Genomic DNA, 16,299 nt, shown 5'->3' with positions numbered 1-16,299 from the left:
GGACGTCGCCTCCGTCGCTGCGCACCGCCCGTGCGACGTCCCGGATGATCAGAGCGGCTCGACGCCGTGGCGGCGCGGGGTGAGGGTCTCCATCAGCCGGTGGCGCGGCAGCTGGGGGAGCAGCTCGGCGAGCCACGCCCGCGTCTCGGAGGGCCGGATGACCGCGTCGTAGCCGAATCCCTCGGCGCCGCGCACCGCGCTGGCCCGGTCGTCGAAGGCGGCGGCGATCTCCTGCTTCTTGGCGGCCCGCTCCTCCGGGGACGCGGCCGCCTCCAGATCGCGCTTGAAGACGAGCTCGACGGCGGTCTCCGCGGCCATCACGGCGGTCTCCGCATGCGGCCAGCCGACGACGAGCTCGGGGGAGAAGGTGCGCCCGCCGGACATCATCACGTAGCCGCCGCCGTAGCCCTTGCGCGCGACGACGGTGAGGAGCGGGACGGTCGCCGCGCCGTAGGCCGCCGAGAGCCGGATGCTCGCCCGGCCCAGGCCGGAGCGCTCCGCCTCGATCCCGACGGCGAGACCGGGCAGGTCGATCACGGTGAGGACCGGGATGCCGTACGCGTCGCACAGCGACACCAGCCGTGACGCCTTCGCACACGCGGCGGCGTCGAGCTGGCCGGCGCGTACGGCCGGCTGGCTCGCGATGATCCCGAGCGGGTGGCCCGTGACCCGGGCCAGCATGGTCACCATGTTCGGCGCGTACGCGGGCCGCAGGTCGACCTCGCTGTCCTCGTCGACGAGTCCGGCGAGGACGTCGTACATGTCGTACGCGGCACGCGGATCCGCGCTCACCGTCTCGTCGAGCAGCGCCGCCGCACGCGCGGCAGGCGCCTCCGCCGCGCGGATCGGCAGCGGTGCCTCGGCGTTGCTGGGCAGCGTGTCGAGGTAGAGCCGGATCGCGTCAAGGGCCTCCTCCTCGGTGTCCACTGCCGCGTCCAGGTTGCCGAACCGGGCCTGCGCGTCCGGCCCGCTCACCGAGTCGTCGAGCACCTCCCCGGTCGCGGCCTTCACCAGCGGAGGGGGCGCCATCCCGAGGGTGGCGATGCCGCGGACCGCGACGACGTAATCGCACAGCGACGCGGTCAGGGTCGGCGCCCCGAAGCCCGGCCCCAGGATCGCCGCGACCAGCGGAACCCATCCGGAGAGCCGGGTGTGCAGGTGCTGCACGTCCACGCCGATCGCGAACTCCTTGGCGTCCAGCCCCTCATGGATCCGGTGGCCGCCGCCGTCCATCAGCATCACCACCGGGATGCCACGCGTGGCCGCGATCGTGCACAGCCGCTCGATCTTCTGGTTGCCGACCGCGCCGCTGGAGCCGCCCGCGGCGGTGAAGTCACTGGCCACCACCACGACCGGCCGCTCGTCGATGTCGGCCGTTCCGCACACCACGCCGTCGGCCGGTACGGGGCGCCCGTCGGGCCCGGTCCCGGCCGTCAGCGCGCCGATCTCCCGGAAGGTGTTGTGGTCGACCAGCGCCGCGATCCGCTCCCGCGCGGTCAGCTTCCCGCGCCCGTGCTGCTTCGCCACCGCCTCCGGGCGGCCCTCGTCCAGAACGGCGGCGAGGGCGAGCTCGTGCGGCAGGGGTTCGTCGTACGTCACCCGGGACACTCTGCCGCGATCAGCGCGCAGGCGCGGGAAGGCCGCCCCCGTGTCTCAGAGGCCGACGCTGCCCTGCATGATGCCGCCGTCGATCACCACGGTGCTCGACGTCATGTACCCCGCCTTCCCGGAGGCGAGGAACACGACGACGTCGGCGATCTCGTCCGCCTGCGCCATCCGGCCGAGCGGGATCGCCGCATCGAGGCGGCGCATCTTCGCCGGGTCGGCCTCGGTCGAGGCGTTGATGGGCGTGCTGACTGCTCCGGGAGCGACGTTGACCATCCGGATGCCGTGCGGGCCGAGCTCGACGCCGGCGGTCCGGGTCAGCATCCGCATGCCGCCCTTGGCGACGCAGTAGGCGATGTTCCCCGGCATCGGCCAGTCCTCGTGCACCGAGGAGATGTTGATGATCAGGCCGCCGCTGCCCTGGCCGCCCTCCTGCTGTGCGATGAACTGCTTGGCCGCGGCCTGGGATCCGAAGAAGGCGCTCTTCATGTTGACCGCCATCACCTTCTCGTAGTCCTCCTCGGTGGTCTCGAGCAGGCCCGTGCGGGTCTCGACGCCGGCGTTGTTCACGAGCACGTCGATACGGCCGAAGGTGTCGACCGCCTTCTGGATCATCGCGTGCAGGTCCGTCGAGCTGGTGATGTCGGCCTGGATGCCGACCGCGCGGCCGCCGGCGGCCTCGATCCGCTCGACGAGCGACCGGGTCTCGTCCGGATGGGCGACGTAGTCGATCACGACGTTCGCACCCTCGCGCGCGGCCGCGAGCACGATCGCCTCACCGATCCCGCTGTTGCCTCCTGTGACGACGATTGTCTTGTCCTTCAGCAGCATCGGCGTGCCTCTCGTCCCCGTCGGTGATCACGTACGGAGAAGGAGGTAACCCGGGAGCGACGCCACCACGGCCGCGTGCAGGCAACTCTCAGGAAAATGACTTCAGCCGCGGAGATCTCCGCGGCTGAAGTGAAGTGGTCGGGATGACAGGATTTGAACCTGCGGCCTCTTCGTCCCGAACGAAGCGCGCTACCAAGCTGCGCCACATCCCGATCCGTCCCTCCGCGGCGAACCGCCGAGCAACGAGACGAGAGCATAGCCGAGCCGCGATCAGGACTGATAATCGGCCCGGGGGGTCAGGGTCAGGAGGGTGGCCTCGGGCCGGCAGGCGACCCGGATCCGGGTGTACGGGGAGCTGCCGAGGCCTGCGGAGACGTGCAGCCAGGCGTCCTGGTGGCGGTGCAGGCCGCGGGCGCGGGCCGGGTCGAGGTCGCAATTGGTCGTCAGCGCGCGTCCGCCCGGGAGGCACACCTGTCCGCCGTGCGTGTGCCCGGCGAGGATCGCGTCGTACCCGTCGCTCGCGAACTGGTCGAGGACCCGGAGGTACGGGGCGTGGGTGACGCCGAGCCGCAGGTCCGCGTCCACCGGAGCGCGGCCGGCGACCGCGGGGAGGTCGTCGTACCTCAGGTGCGGGTCGTCGACCCCGGCGAACGCGATGTCGATCCCCTTCACCGTCACCCGGGCGCGGGTGTTGGTGAGGTTGGTCCAGCCCGCGGCGGTGAAGCTCGCCGACAGCTCGCGCCACGGCAGCTGCGGGACGTTGGTGTGCCGCACCCCGTCGTCGGGCAGCAGGTACTTCAGCGGGTTGCGCAGCCGCGGCTCGTAGTAGTCGTTGGAGCCGTGCACGAAGACGCCGGGCACGTCGAGCAGCGCGCCGAACGCGTCGAGCAGCGGCCCGACCGAGCCGCGATGGGAGATGTTGTCGCCGGTGTCGACCACCAGGTCGGGGCGCAGCAGCGTCAGCCCGGCCAGCCAGTCGAGCTTCCTCTGCTGCGTCGGCACGAGGTGGATGTCCGACAGATGCAGCACCCGCAGCGGGTCGGCGCCTGCCGGCAGCACCGGCACGGTGACCTCGCGCAGCGTGTACTGCCGCGCCTCCCAGAGGCCGTACGCGCCCAGGCCGGCGCCCGCGGCGACGCCCGTCGCCGCCAGACCGCCGAGAAGTCGTGCCAGACCCATGTGAGCAGCCTGTCACACTGGGTCACATGACCCTCAAGGAGCAGATCCGTACCGACCTGACCACCGCGATGAAGGCGCGCGACGAGGTCCGCTCGAGCACCCTGCGGATGGTCCTCACGGCGATCACCAACGCCGAGGTCTCCGGCAAGGTCGCGCGCGAGCTCACCGACGAGGAGATCATCACCGTGCTCTCCAGCGAGTCGAAGAAGCGCCGTGAGGCCGCCACCGCGTTCGCCGACGGCGGCCGCCCCGAGCAGGCCGCGAAGGAGACCGCCGAGGCGGCCGTCATCGCCGACTACCTGCCCGCGCAGCTCACGTCCGAGGAGATCGCCGAGATCGTCCGTACGGCCATCGAGAAGACCGGCGCCACCGGGCCGCGTGAGATGGGCAAGGTGATGGGCGTGGTGACCCCGCAGGTCAAGGGCACGGCGGACGGCGGCGCCGTCGCCGCGGAGGTTAAGCGCCAGCTCGGCGCATAGCCTCCGGCGTCAGCGGGCGTGGCCCGGCGGGGTGTGGCCGCCGGGGTTGGTGAAGCCGCCGCCGCCGTGGCCCTTCGGCTTCGACGGCTTCTTCTTCGGCTCGGGGCCCATGGAGATGAAGAGCGTGATGGTGCTGCCGCTCGCCGCCTCGTGCGACGGATAGCTGTACGCGACCTCGCCGGAGCGGTAGCCGGAGTAGACGTGGCTGCCCACGGAGCCGGAGAACCCGGCCGCGGCGAGTGTCGACTTCGCCTTGGCCACGCTCATCCCGCCGACGTCCGGGACGGGGATCTGCACGCCGTGCACGACCGTCGGGTCCGGCGCGGTGAAGTTCTCCGGGTCGAGCGAGTTCTCGATCGGGTGCATCGCGTCGGCCCACATCGGGCCGGCGAAGCCGGAGCCCGACACCGACGAGACGTACGAGCCGGCGATGGTCTGGCCGACCAGCGAGATCGGATAGCCCAGGGTGTTGGCGCCGGCGATCATCGCGGCGGTCGCGATCTGCGGGGTGTAGCCCATGAACCACACCGAGCGGCCGGACTGGGTCGTGCCGGTCTTGCCGGCCGACGGGATGGTTGCGCCGCTCTCGGTGGTGAGGTTGGTGTGGCCGATGTCGTATCCGAACCCGCCCGGCTCCTGGACGCCGCGCAGCACGTCGTTGACGGCGTCGGCGGTCGTCTCGGGCATCACCTGGGTGCACTGCGGCTCGTACTTCTTGATGGTGTGGCCCGCGGAGTCGAGGATCGCGGTGACCGGGTGCGGCTCGCAGAACTTCCCGCGGGCGCCGAAGGTGGCGTACGCGCCGGCCATCTCCAGCGGCGACACGTTGTCGACGCCGAGGGTGAAGGTCGGGTAGCGCTCGATCGACGGGTCGGTCAGGTGCACGCCCATCGCCTTGGCCAGGTTGAACGGGTCGCAGACGCCGGTCTTCTGCTCGAGCTGGGCGTAGAAGGTGTTCACCGACATGCGGGTGCCGCGGTAGACGTCCATCGTCCCGGAGACGGTGGAGTTGCCGACCGGCCAGGTGCCGACGAACGGCGAGGCGCCGGGGCAGTTGGCGAAGTCGGCCTGGTTGAACGTCATGTGCTCGGCGGCGTTGAACGTCGTGGTGAGCGGGATGCCCTGCGTGATCGCGGTGGCGAGCACGAACGCCTTGAACGTGGAGCCGGCCTGGAAGCCCGGCGCGTTCCCGACCTCGGCCGGGATCGTGTAGTTGATGTACGTCTCGCCCTTCTTGGCGGCCGCGCCCATCGGGCGCGACTGGGCCAGTGCGAGGACCTTGCCGGTGCCGGGCTCGATCTCGGCGACCGCGCCGATCGCCTGGTCCGTCGGGTGGACGTGCGCGGAGACCGACTGGTCGGCGGCCTTCTGGTTCGGCAGCTTCAGGGAGGTCCGCACCGTCAGGCCGCCCGAGGTGAGCAGCTTCTTGCGCTCGTCGAGCGTCGCGCCCAGGTCCGGGTCCTGCTCGAGGGTGTGGACGACGTAGTCGCAGAAGAACGGCGCGGTCGCGTTCACGCAGCCGTTCTGGGCGTGCTGGACCTTCAGGCCGAGCTTCTCCTGCTTGAGCTCGTCGGCCTGGTCGCTGGTGATCACGTGCAGCTGGGCCTCGCGGTCCAGCACGACGTTGCGGCGCGTGATCGCCGCGTCGGGGTAGTTGGTCGGGTCGTAGCCCGAGGGGTTCTTCACCAGGCCGGCGAGCAGCGCGCTCTGCTTGAGGTTGAGCTGGTTGGCGTTGACGTCGAAGTAGTGCCGGGCCGCGGCCTGCACGCCGTACGCGCCGTCGCCGAAGTAGGCGGTGTTGAGGTAGCGCTCGAGGATCCAGTCCTTGCTGTGCGCCTGCTCCAGCGCGATCGCGTAGCGCAGCTCCTTGAGCTTGCGGGCGTACGTGTCGTCGGTGGCGGCCTTCATGGCCTCCTTGTCGCCCGACTCCTGCGCCTGGGTCAGCAGGGTCTGCTTGACCAGCTGCTGGGTGATGGAGGAGCCGCCCTGGACGGTGCCGGAGTTGGCCTGGTTGGTGACGAACGCGCGCAGCGTGCCCTTCAGGTCGATCGCACCGTGCTGGTAGAAGCGGTAGTCCTCGATCGAGACGATCGCCTGCGTCATGTTGCGAGAGATCTGGTCCAGCGGACGGTAGACGCGGTTCTGGTCGTACAGCGTGGTGATGAGCTGGCCGTCGGCGTCCAGGATCCGGGTGGTCTGCGGCAGCGTGCCGGTGTCAAACGCGGCGGGCAGCTCGTCGACGGTCTTGGCGACCTCACGCGCACCGATGCCGATCACACCGGCGAACGGGATGGCGATGCCGGCCACGACGACGCCGAGCACGGCGGCGATCGCCGCCATCACCCCCAGGTGGCTGAGGACGCGGGACGGCGGAACCTGCTGCGACATGCCGCCAGGGTACCCGGGTGCACGTGATGACACCGTCCTCCGCCCGCGTACCCGCGGGCGGGCGTGCGTACGACCCGATCCCGGGGTGCTAGTCACATCGGACTATTGCGGCTAAGCCGAAAGAGTCTGGCTCGGGCAGTCAGGTAACGCTTAGGTTGGCAGCACGGGTAAAGCCGGTTGCGTGGTCGTGGGGACTCGCGCTTCCGGTTCGAGATTCATTGGGGACACACATGTGGGTTGAAGACTGGACGCCGAAGGCGGCCTGCAACGCGGACCAGCCGGATGCGTTGTTCGTACGAGGTGCCGAGCAGAACAAGGCCAAGCAGGTCTGCAGTTCGTGCCCGGTCCGTACCGAATGCCTCGCCGAGGCGCTCGACAATCAGATCGAGTGGGGCGTGTGGGGCGGCATGACCGAGCGTGAGCGTCGCGCCCTGCTGCGTCGCAAGCCGAGCTCGACGTGGCGCGTGGTGCTCGAGTCGGCCCGTTCGCAGATGCAGACGTCCACCAACGCCTGACCCGTCGCTGCTCGTTCAGGCCTCCGCGGCCGGACCGGCGAGCAGACGTCCCACCGTGCGCAGGCCGTCCAGGTCGTGCACATCGCCGGCGAGAGCCGGTACGACGATCGTGGCCACCTGCGGGTGTGCGGCGGCGAAGCGCTCCCGTAGCGCCTGCTGGCGCGCCACCAGCCGCTCGCGGTCCGCGTGGATCCGCAGCAGGCCGGCGGTGACTCCGGCGCCGTCCGACGGGGCCGTCTCGAGCCGCTCGGCTGCGGCGACCGCTGCCGCCACCGAGAGCTCCGCGTGATCGGAGACGACCGCCCGGTTGACCACCAGGCCGGCCAGCGGCATCCGGTCGCCCTGGAGGCGCTCCACGAAGTACGCGGCCTCGCGCAGCGCGTCGTCCTCGGGCGCCGCCACCACGAGGAAGGCCGTACCGGAGGCCTGGAGGAGCGCGTAGGTCTGCTGCGCACGCTGGCGGAAACCGCCGAAGACGGTGTCGAGCGCGGTCACGAAGGTCTGCAGGTCCTTGAGGAACTGTCCGCCGAGGACCTTGCTCAGCGCACCGGTCACCATCCCGATGCCGGCGCTCATCAGCCGCGCCGGGCCGCGCGCGGGCAGCAGCATCGTGCGGATGAAGCGGCCGTCGAGGAAGCTCGAGAGCCGCTCGGGGGCGTCGAGGAAGTCCAGGGCGGAGCGCGAGGGCGGGGTGTCGACGACGATCAGGTCGTACTGCCCGCTGGCCTGCGCGTCGCGGTGGAGCTGGCCGAGCTTCTCCATCGCCATGTACTCCTGCGTGCCGGCGAAGCTGGAGCTGAGCGCGATGTAGAACGGGTTGGCCAGGATCTGCTGCGCCTTCTCCGGCGAGGCCTGACTGAGCACGACCTCGTCGAAGGTGCGCTTCATGTCGAGCATCATCGCGTCGAGACTGCCGCGCTCGGCCCCGTCGCTCCCGACCCCCGGCACCGGGCGCGGGGTGTTGTCGAGCTGCTCGATCCCCATCGACTGGGCCAGCCGCCGGGCCGGGTCGATGGTCAGGACGACGACCTTGCGGCCGCGCTCCGCGGCACGCAGCGCGATGGCGGCGCTGGTGGTGGTCTTGCCGACCCCGCCGGAGCCGCAGCAGACGATGATCCGCGTGGCGCGGTCGTCGATCAGCGCGTCGATGTCCAGGTCGCTGTGCAGGCTTTTGTTGCTCATGCCATCCCCTGCCGCTTCAGCTCGGCCGCCAGGTCGTACAGGCCACCGAGGTCGATGCCGCCGGCGACCCGCTCCAGCTCGTAGACCGGGACGCCGAGGCCGGCGACCACGGCGTGCTGGGCGTCCTCGAGCGCGCGCCGCTCGGCGTGCTCGGCGGCCTCCGCGAGCAGCCCGTCGAGCAGAGGGTCGGTGGTGTCGATCCCGGCGCTCTTGAGGTCGGTCTCGATCTCGGACCGGTCGAGCGATGCCGCCCGGGCGGCGGCGAGCGCCTCGTCGGGCAGGTCGCGCGGGCGGATCTGGTCGACGACGACACCGCCGACCGGGAGCCGGTTGCGCCGCAGGTCCTCGATGCCGTCGGCGGTCTCCTGCACGGGCATCTCCTCGAGCAGCGTGACCAGGTGGACGGCGGTGCGCGGGGAGCGGAAGAGGGTCATCATCGTGTCGGCCTGGTTCTTGATCGGGCCGACCTTCGCGAGCCCGGCGACGGACTCCGAGACGTTGAGGAACTGGGTGATCCGGCCGGTTGGCGGCGCGTCGAGCACGACGGCGTCGTACTGGCGCGCGCCCTTGTTGCGGCTGTTGCGCTCGACCGCCTCGAAGACCTTGCCGGTCAGCAGGACATCGCGTACGCCCGGGGCGACGGTGGTCGCGAACTCGATCACGCCGAAGCGGTCCAGGGCCCGGCCGGCGGGCCCGAGCTTGTAGTACATCTTGAGGTACTCCAGGAGCGCGGACTCGGCGTCGATGTGGAGCGCGTAGACCGAGCCGGGCTCCCGGTCGCCGGCGCGCAGGCCGGTCGCGATCCGCGTCTCCGCGTACGGAAGCGGGTCGACGTCGAACATGCGGGCCACGCCCTGACGCCCCTCCACCTCGCACAGCAGGACGTTCCTGCCCTCGCTCGCCAGGGCCAGGGCCAGGGCGGCGGCGACGGTCGACTTGCCGGTGCCGCCCTTGCCGGTGACCACGTGGAGTCGCACGCGCGGCCAGTCCGAACTCATGAGTAGGACTCTAGCCACGAACTCGCTGTCGCTGTCGTCGTCAGCGCGTTACGTTGCCCATATGACGCTGGCGACGTTCAAGGACCTGTGCATCGATGCGGTGGACCCGGAGAAGCTGGGGGCGTTCTGGGCGGGAGCCCTCGGCCTGGCTGCCGAGACCCTCGAGGGCGAGGTGAAGCTGACCGGCTCCAGGCCCGAGCAGACGATCTGGATCTGTCAGGTGCCCGAGCCGGTGACGGTGAAGCAGCGCGTGCACCTCGACATCCACGCCGCCTCCGTCGACGACGTCCTCGCGCTCGGCGCGACGCCCCTCGACGTCGACTCGTTCCGCTGGAAGGTCGTGCGCGATCCCGAGGGCGGCGAGCTGTGCGTCTTCGAGCGCTCCGAGGTCCCCACGGAGCGCATCTACGAGGTCGTCGTCGACTGCGTCGACGCGCAGGCGGTCGGTGAGTGGTGGGGCCGTGTCCTGGGTGTGCCCGCCGAGGGCGAGGACGGCTGGTGGGGTCTGGAGGGCATCGCGGGCGCACCGTTCGAGTACCTGGTCTTCGGCCCGGTCCCCGAGCCCAAGACGGTGAAGAACCGCATCCACTGGGACGTCTACGGCTCGGTGGAGGAGCTGGTCGCCGCGGGTGCGACCGTCATCCGGGCGCAGGACGACGAGATCCGCTGGACCGTCATGGCCGACCCGGAGGGCAACGAGTTCTGCGTCTTCGCGCCCAGGAGCTGAGCAGGTGGCGATCGAGCTGCCCGAGCTGCTGGTGCCGGACGCCGCCGCGTGGCGCGCGTGGCTGGTCGAGCACCACGCGACCTCGCCCGGTGTCTGGCTCGTGCTGACCCGCAAGGGCGGCACGGTCACCGCGCTCTCGTACGACCTCGCGCTGGACGAGGCGCTCTGCTTCGGCTGGATCGACGGTCAGGTGAAGCGGCGCGACGAGCAGACGACCTTCCAGCGCTGGACGCCGCGCGGGCCGCGCTCGCGCTGGTCGCTGCGCAATGTCGGCCACGTCGAGCGGCTCACAGAGGCGGGGTTGATGGCACCCGCCGGTCTCGCCGCGGTGGAGGCGGCGCGTGCCGACGGTCGGTGGGACGCGGCGTACGAGGGGCCGGCGGCGGCCGAGACGCCTCCGGACCTGCTGGCCGCCATCGCCGCGGTGCCCGCCGCCCAGGCGATGTACGACGTGCTCACCTCGCAGAACCGCTACGCGCTCTACCACCGGCTGACATCGGTCAAGGGCGGCGCGGCGCGGGCGCGGCGCGTCGCCGCGTTCGTGGAGATGCTGGCGCGCGGCGAGACGCCGCACCCGCAGAAGCGCCGCCCCGCCCCGTAGCGTCTGCGCTCACGCGCCGGAGGCCAGGCGCTGGCGGATGAACAGGGCCGCCCGGTCGAGGGCCTGGTCCGCCTCCTCGAGGGTGCCGGCGTAGGCCTGGAAGACGTGCGGGACCCCGGCGGTGACGTCGAGGATGACGTCGACCTCCGCTGCGCGGGCACGCTCGGCAAGGCGCACCGCGTCGTCGAGCAGCATCTCGTGGGTGCCGACCTGGAGGAGGAGCGGCGGGAGTCCGCTGAGATCGGCCAGCACCGCCGGCACGAGCAGGGGCTGGCGCGGATCCTGGCCCGCGAGGTACAGCCGGCCGGTCTGCTCCATGCCGGCCATCGTGAAGAACGGATCGGCCTCCTCCTTGGTCCTCATCGAGGTGCCGGTGCGGGTGTGGTCGAGGCCCGGCGAGAAGGCGACGACGCCGGCGGGCATCGGCAGGCCCGCATCGCGCGCGGCCAGACAGGTCGTGACGCTCAGGCCGCCGCCCGCGGAGTCACCGGCGAACACGATCTGCGACGGATCGCTCCCGCCCTCGAGCAGGGCGGCATAGGCCCGGACGCAGTCCTCGATCGCGGCGGGGAACGGGTGCTCGGGCGCGAGTCGGTAGTCGAGCGAGATCGCGCGGACACCGGCGCGTGCGACCAGATCCGCGGTGAGCGCCATCGCCGTGTCGGGTGACCCGAGCGCGAACGATCCGCCGTGGAAGTACAGGATCGTCCCGGGGCCCGCTGTGCGCGCGGCGGGCTCGACGATCACCGCGGGCCGCTCCGCGAGGGTGGCGGGCGTACGCGTCACGTCCGCGCGCAGCGGGAACGTCGCCATCAGGGCGGCGAACCCTGCCCGCATCTCCTCGATCGTCGCCGGTGCGCTGGGCTGTGGCGCGTGCCTCAGCCGCGCATCGAGCTCCTGGCGTTGCGTCCTGCTCATGCCATTCCGTCCTAACTACATGCCTAGGAATATTCTTAGGACAATGTATGCCATGGCATCCACTTCGGCACCGGCGGTCCGCAGAAGGTTCTTCGACGACCTGGTGCGCTGCGAGACGCGGCTCTACAACGCCGTCGGCGAGCGACTGCGCGCCGAGCACGGGATCGTCGCCTCGCAGTTCGAGATGCTGCGCTACCTGCGCGACCATCCCGGAGCGCGGGTCGCCGAGATGGCGAGCACCTTCGCTGCCGGCATCGGCGCCATCAGCAAGGGCGTCGACCGTCTGACCGCACGCGGCTGGGCGACCCGGGAGCCCAACCCAGCCGACGGGCGCTCCTCCCTCATCGTCCTGACCGATGACGGCGCCGCGCTGGTGGCCGAGGCCGAGCGGACCTTCGATCGTGTGCTCGCCGACCTCGTCGGCCCGACGCTGGACGAGGAGGAGCTCGCGGCGGGGGCGAGCGCTCTGGCGGCCCTGCGCCGGGCGCTCGAGGCCGCCCGTGTCGGCGTGCCTACGGGGTGACGCCGAGCCCGGTCAGGAACCGGGCCGCGAGCTCGTGGTCACCCTCGACGGTGACGTCGGCGGCCGCGGCGGGGCGCCGGCCGCCGGCGAGCAGGATGAAGCACTCACGCCCCATCCGCAGCGTGACGTCCGGGTCGCTCGGGAGCTGGGGGAGCCTCGTACCGCGGCCGTCGTCGCCGACGGTGACCGCGACCGGCTCGTGGCCCTCCACGCATGCCGCGAGCGTGGTGCCCGCGGCCGCCTTGAGCCGCTTGCCGAGGACGAAGCCGAGGCTCTCCAGGAGGTAGTCGGCGCTGTGCCGAGCGCCGGGGGTGTCGAGGTTGCCGGGTCGCCCGATCGCCCGTCGTACGTCCTGCTCGTGCATCCAGATGTCGAGCGGACGGTTGCGCAGCAGGGTCACGGTCGGCCACCCGATCGCGCCGAAGATGCCGGGGGCGAGGGCGGCCGGGTCGGTCGGCGGGTCGGCGAGCAGCTCGTCGTGCCGCACGGCGGTGTAGCGCCGGATCTCCTCGATGATCCGCGCCGGGTCGGCGTCGCGTCGCGTGAGCACGCCGATCTCGGTGAACTGGCCCATCAGGCCGTGCACGTGCGGCAGGTCCTCCGGTACGTCGGCCTGCTCGTGCGGAGCGCCGCCGAGCACGCCCTCGAGGTGCGCGACGTGGGAGAGCACCGCCCGGACGTCCCAGCCGGGGAGATCGGTGGGGGCGTCCCAGTCAGCGTCGTCGAGCTCGCCCGCCAGGTCGAGGAGGTCGCCGATCGAGGTCCACCAGGTGTCGACGTACTGCTGGAGATCCGTCATGGGTCCTGACCTTAGGCGAAGCGAGCGAGGCCGCCGAGCTTGCTCGTGCGTGGCGAGCGAGCAAGCCATCCACGCGCAGCGTGGGTAGGGGGAACGGTGCGCGGGCGGCAGTAGGGTCGGGGCATGACCAAGTGGGAGTACCAGGTGGCGCCGATCCTGAATCACGCCGCCACGCAGATCCTCAACAACTTCGGCCAGGACGGCTGGGAGCTCGTCACCATCACGGACAACGGGTCCGGCAACCTCGTCGGCTACTTCAAGCGGCCGGCCGCCTCATGAGCACCCCCGAGGAGCGCCTCGCCGAGCTCGGCCTGACGGTGCCGGACGTCGTCCCGCCGGTGGCCTCGTACGTGCCTGCGGTGCGGACCGGCAACCTCGTCTACACCTCGGGCCAGCTGCCGATGCGCGACGGCACCCTGATGGCGACCGGCAAGGTCGGTGGCGAGGTCACTGCCGAGGAGGCGTACGAGTACGCGCGCCAGTGCGCCCTCAACGCGATCGCCGCCGTCAAGGCCGAGATCGGCGACCTGTCCAAGGTGCGCCGCGTCGTCAAGGTCGTCGCCTTCATCTCCTCGACGCCCGACTTCACCGGCCAGCCCGGTGTCGCCAACGGGGCCTCGGAGCTCTTCGCCGCGGCCTTCGGCGACGCCGGCCGGCACGCCCGCTCCGCGGTCGCCGCTCCAGTGCTGCCGCTGGACTCGCCCGTCGAGGTCGAGATCATCGTCGAGGTCGACTGACGTGCGGATCCCGCTGCCTCCGGTGGCGATGCCGCCCGAGGCGGCGGCGATCGCGCAGGAGTACGCCGACGGCCTGCGGACGCCGGTCGAGCCGCGGGACGCGGCCACGGTGGTGCTCACCCGCTCCGGTGCCGATCCGACGGTGGGGCCGGAGGTCTACCTGCTGAGCCGGCACCGCACGATGTCCTTCGCGGCGGGGATGGCGGTCTTCCCCGGCGGCGGCGTGGATCCGCGCGACGCGGCCGAGTCGACGCCCTGGGCCGGACCTGCTCCTGCGGACTGGGCCGAGCGGCTCGGGTGCGACGAGAGCGAGGCGCGCGCGCTGGTGTGCGCGGCCGTACGCGAGACCTTCGAGGAGTGCGGCGTCCTCCTGGCCGGCGCGTCCGCTGACGAGGTCGTCGACGACGTCAGCGGCGACGACTGGGAGGCCGACCGGGTCGCTCTCGAGTCACGGGAGCTCTCCTTGTCGGAGCTGCTGGCCCGGCGCGGGCTCGTGCTGCGCTCGGACCTGCTCGGCGCGTGGGCCGGCTGGACGACGCCGGTCTTCGAGGCCAAGCGCTACCGGACCTGGTTCTTCGTTGCAGCGCTGCCCGACGGGCAGCTGACCCGCGACGTGTCGAGCGAGTCGGTCTCGGTGTCGTGGATGCCGGCCGCCGAGGCCGTGACCGCCGCGGAGGAGGGCACGCTCGCGCTGATGCCGCCGACGTACCTGACCTGCCTGGAGGTCGCCGGCTACGCGTCTCCCGACGCGCTGCTGGCGGAGGCCGCGACCCGGCGGATCGACATGTTCACGCCGACGCTCGAGGGCGGCCAGCTCACCTTGATGGAGCACCACCGCGCGCTGCTCCAGGAGCGAGGGCGGCTGTGAGCGCCGCGCCGTGGGCGGGCGGCGCCTTCGGCGCGCGCGGCACCTGCGTGCTCGCCGCCAACCCCGGGATCATGACGCTCGACGGCACCAACACCTGGGTGCTGCGCGAACCGGGTGCTCGGCGCTCGATCGTGATCGACCCCGGGCCGCTGGAGGTCGCCCACCTCGACGCCGTGGCGGCCGCCGCGGGCGACGTCGCGGTCGTCCTGCTCACCCACCACCACGCCGATCACGCCGAGGCTGCCCGGACGTTCGGCGAGCGCGTCGGCGCGCCCGTACGGGCGTTGGATCCGGGCTCGCGGCTCGGCTCGGAGGGCCTCGCCGACGGTGACGTCGTCACCGCCGGCGACCTGGAGGTCCACGTGGTCGGCACGCCGGGCCACACGGCCGACTCGCTGTCGTTCTGGGTGCCCTCCGACGGGGCGCTGCTGACGGGCGACACGGTGCTCGGCCGCGGCACGACGGTGGTCGCCCATCCCGACGGCGAGCTGGGCGCCTACCTGGGCTCGCTGGACCGGCTGCATGCGCTCGCGGCGGCGCACGAGGCGACCGCGATCTGGCCCGGGCACGGCCCGGTCATCCACGACGCGGTCGGCGCGCTCGACTTCTACATCGCCCACCGCCGCCAGCGCCTCGAGCAGGTCGAGGCCGCGCTGGACACGCTGCGCGACCAGGAGATCGCGGTCGACGACCTGCCGCGCCGTGTGGTCGAGGTCGTCTACGCCGACGTCGACGAGGTGCTCTGGGGCGCCGCGGAGCTCTCGGTCCGCGCACAGCTGGCGTACCTGCTCAAGCGCTGAGGCGCCGGCCGCTCCTCCCTCCAAACGGTCACGGTGACCTTTTGCGGTGAGGGTGACCGTTCGTAGGGGTCACTGTGGCGCCAAAGGGTCACGGTGACCTTTTGCGGTAAGGGTGACCGTTCGTAGGGGTCACTGTGGCGCCAAAGGGTCACGGTGACCTTTTGCGGTGAGGGTGACCGTTCGTAGGGGTCACTGTCGAGCCAAACGGTCACGGTGACCCTTTGGCGCGTCGGCGGCGGAGCCACTGACGCCGGCTCCCCGCCAGCACGACCGCTGCCACCCGTAGGACCACTGCGGCCTCCCTTCATCCCTGTATACGCGGGATGACGGGAGGCCGGGGGTCAGTGGCGCCGAGATGGTTCGTTAACGCGCTCGGCGGGCCATCCGCTCGACGTCCATGATCACGACCGAGCGGGGCTCGAGGCGCAGCCAGCCGCGGGCGGCGAAGTCGGCGAGCGCCTTGTTGACCGTCTCGCGGGAGGCGCCGACCAGCTGGGCGAGCTCCTCCTGGGTGAGGTCGTGGTGCACGTGCACGCCGTCGTCGGCCGTACGACCGAAGCGGTCGGCCAGGTCCAGCAGCGCCTTGGCAACCCGGCCGGGGACGTCGGAGAAGACCAGGTCGGCGACGACGTCGTTGGCCTTGCGCAGCCGGGCGGCGAGCTGGGCGAGGAGGCCACGGGCGACGACCGGACGGCCGTCGAGCCACTTGAGCAGGTCCTCGTGCGACAGCGAGGCGAAGGCGGCGTCGGTGACGGCGGTGACCGTCGCCGAGCGCGGGCCCGGGTCGAAGAGGGAGAGCTCGCCGAACATCTGGCCGGGGCCCATGATCGCGAGCAGGTTCTCCCGGCCGTCGGAGGAGGTGCGACCGAGCTTGACCTTGCCCTCGAGCACGACATAGAGCTTGTCGCCCGAGTCGCCCTCGTGGAAGAGCACGTCACCTCGGCGGAGCTTGGTCTCCGACATCGAGGCGTGCAGTGCCGTCATCGACTCGTCATCGAGTGCACTGAACAGCGGCGCCTGGCGAAGTACGTCGAGGTCCACGCCCATCTCCTTCTCGGATCCCCCCGCGTCCGGTGTGCGCGGTTTGCTGTGCATCCTATCGGTGGGATGCATCACATGAGGTGGAGGTCCTGCTCCGACACCCTAGCG

General features: G+C 71.6%; 17 protein-coding genes, 1 tRNA gene and 1 pseudogene. 9 read left to right on the top strand and 10 right to left on the bottom strand.

Annotation, left to right across the window (positions count from 1 at the left end):
• Positions 1-48: 48 nt before the first annotated feature.
• The 4 genes from KSO98_RS02400 to KSO98_RS02385 form a co-directional block, all read right to left on the bottom strand.
• The gene (locus KSO98_RS02400) at positions 49-1,599 is read right to left on the bottom strand and encodes an acyl-CoA carboxylase subunit beta (RefSeq protein ID WP_225283228.1); all 1,551 of its coding nucleotides are present in this window, start codon (positions 1,597-1,599) and stop codon (positions 49-51) included.
• 54 nt (positions 1,600-1,653) lie between these two features.
• Positions 1,654-2,436, bottom strand: coding sequence for an SDR family NAD(P)-dependent oxidoreductase (locus KSO98_RS02395; protein ID WP_225283227.1), 783 nt, complete (start codon positions 2,434-2,436; stop codon positions 1,654-1,656).
• Positions 2,437-2,571: 135 nt separating this feature from the next.
• A tRNA-Pro gene (locus KSO98_RS02390) sits at positions 2,572-2,648 on the bottom strand.
• 58 nt (positions 2,649-2,706) lie between these two features.
• Positions 2,707-3,615 (bottom strand): metallophosphoesterase, encoded by a 909-nt coding sequence (locus tag KSO98_RS02385; RefSeq protein ID WP_225283226.1) that lies wholly within the window; start codon positions 3,613-3,615, stop codon positions 2,707-2,709.
• A 26-nt stretch (positions 3,616-3,641) separates the two neighbouring features.
• On the opposite strand from KSO98_RS02385, the gene KSO98_RS02380 reads away from it, so the two are divergent.
• Positions 3,642-4,094, top strand: coding sequence for a GatB/YqeY domain-containing protein (locus KSO98_RS02380; protein WP_225283225.1), 453 nt, complete (start codon positions 3,642-3,644; stop codon positions 4,092-4,094).
• A gap of 9 nt (positions 4,095-4,103) precedes the next feature.
• Here KSO98_RS02380 and KSO98_RS02375 read toward each other — a convergent pair whose 3' ends face one another.
• On the bottom strand, positions 4,104-6,482 hold the full coding sequence (locus tag KSO98_RS02375; RefSeq protein ID WP_225283224.1) for a transglycosylase domain-containing protein: 2,379 nt from the start codon (positions 6,480-6,482) through the stop codon (positions 4,104-4,106).
• A gap of 230 nt (positions 6,483-6,712) precedes the next feature.
• Here KSO98_RS02375 and KSO98_RS02370 point away from each other — a divergent pair, with 230 nt between their 5' ends.
• Positions 6,713-6,997: a WhiB family transcriptional regulator gene (locus tag KSO98_RS02370; protein WP_225283223.1), complete on the top strand. Its 285-nt coding sequence runs from the start codon at positions 6,713-6,715 to the stop codon at positions 6,995-6,997.
• A gap of 15 nt (positions 6,998-7,012) precedes the next feature.
• Here KSO98_RS02370 and bagB read toward each other — a convergent pair whose 3' ends face one another.
• Entirely contained in the window at positions 7,013-8,179 is a 1,167-nt protein-coding gene (gene bagB / locus KSO98_RS02365; RefSeq protein ID WP_225283222.1) for an ArsA family ATPase, read from the bottom strand.
• Positions 8,176-9,204 (bottom strand): annotated as a pseudogene (gene bagA, locus KSO98_RS02360) (ATPase BagA); the annotation flags it as partial. The pseudogene bagA and the gene bagB, both read right to left, overlap by 4 nt.
• A gap of 34 nt (positions 9,205-9,238) precedes the next feature.
• On the opposite strand from bagA, the gene KSO98_RS02355 reads away from it, so the two are divergent.
• Both KSO98_RS02355 and KSO98_RS02350 read left to right on the top strand, forming a co-directional pair.
• Positions 9,239-9,904: a VOC family protein gene (locus KSO98_RS02355; RefSeq protein ID WP_225283220.1), complete on the top strand. Its 666-nt coding sequence runs from the start codon at positions 9,239-9,241 to the stop codon at positions 9,902-9,904.
• 4 nt (positions 9,905-9,908) lie between these two features.
• On the top strand, positions 9,909-10,505 hold the full coding sequence (locus KSO98_RS02350; RefSeq protein ID WP_225283219.1) for a YdeI/OmpD-associated family protein: 597 nt from the start codon (positions 9,909-9,911) through the stop codon (positions 10,503-10,505).
• A 9-nt stretch (positions 10,506-10,514) separates the two neighbouring features.
• Here the strand turns inward: KSO98_RS02350 and KSO98_RS02345 are convergent, their stop codons facing one another.
• Entirely contained in the window at positions 10,515-11,423 is a 909-nt protein-coding gene (locus tag KSO98_RS02345; RefSeq protein WP_225283218.1) for an alpha/beta hydrolase, read from the bottom strand.
• Between the two features lie 52 nt (positions 11,424-11,475).
• Here KSO98_RS02345 and KSO98_RS02340 point away from each other — a divergent pair, with 52 nt between their 5' ends.
• Complete coding sequence (locus KSO98_RS02340) at positions 11,476-11,946, top strand: MarR family winged helix-turn-helix transcriptional regulator (RefSeq protein WP_225283217.1); 471 nt, start codon at positions 11,476-11,478, stop codon at positions 11,944-11,946.
• Here the strand turns inward: KSO98_RS02340 and KSO98_RS02335 are convergent.
• Entirely contained in the window at positions 11,936-12,745 is an 810-nt protein-coding gene (locus tag KSO98_RS02335) for a maleylpyruvate isomerase family mycothiol-dependent enzyme (RefSeq protein ID WP_225283216.1), read from the bottom strand. The genes KSO98_RS02340 and KSO98_RS02335 overlap by 11 nt on opposite strands.
• Before the next feature lie 123 nt (positions 12,746-12,868).
• Between KSO98_RS02335 and sp36 the strand changes: the two genes are divergently transcribed.
• The 4 genes from sp36 to KSO98_RS02315 are packed head-to-tail and all read left to right on the top strand — an operon-like array spanning position 12,869 to position 15,150.
• Positions 12,869-13,024, top strand: coding sequence for a Sp36 family protein (gene sp36, locus KSO98_RS02330; RefSeq protein WP_225283215.1), 156 nt, complete (start codon positions 12,869-12,871; stop codon positions 13,022-13,024).
• Positions 13,021-13,482: a RidA family protein gene (locus tag KSO98_RS02325; RefSeq protein WP_225283214.1), complete on the top strand. Its 462-nt coding sequence runs from the start codon at positions 13,021-13,023 to the stop codon at positions 13,480-13,482. The genes sp36 and KSO98_RS02325 overlap by 4 nt, the downstream gene beginning before the upstream one ends.
• A gap of 1 nt (position 13,483) precedes the next feature.
• Positions 13,484-14,350, top strand: coding sequence for an NUDIX hydrolase (locus KSO98_RS02320; protein WP_225283213.1), 867 nt, complete (start codon positions 13,484-13,486; stop codon positions 14,348-14,350).
• Positions 14,347-15,150: an MBL fold metallo-hydrolase gene (locus KSO98_RS02315; protein WP_308012722.1), complete on the top strand. Its 804-nt coding sequence runs from the start codon at positions 14,347-14,349 to the stop codon at positions 15,148-15,150. The genes KSO98_RS02320 and KSO98_RS02315 overlap by 4 nt, the downstream gene beginning before the upstream one ends.
• 363 nt (positions 15,151-15,513) lie before the next feature.
• Here KSO98_RS02315 and KSO98_RS02310 read toward each other — a convergent pair whose 3' ends face one another.
• The gene (locus KSO98_RS02310) at positions 15,514-16,191 is read right to left on the bottom strand and encodes a Crp/Fnr family transcriptional regulator (RefSeq protein WP_225283212.1); all 678 of its coding nucleotides are present in this window, start codon (positions 16,189-16,191) and stop codon (positions 15,514-15,516) included.
• Between the last annotated feature and the right edge of the window lie 108 nt (positions 16,192-16,299).

This window comes from Nocardioides nematodiphilus (genome assembly GCF_020216525.1).
Classification (GTDB): Bacteria; Actinomycetota; Actinomycetes; order Propionibacteriales; family Nocardioidaceae; genus Nocardioides; species Nocardioides nematodiphilus.
The sequence above is the reverse complement of the archived record's forward strand: the minus strand, read 5'-3'. Positions and strand labels throughout refer to the sequence as shown.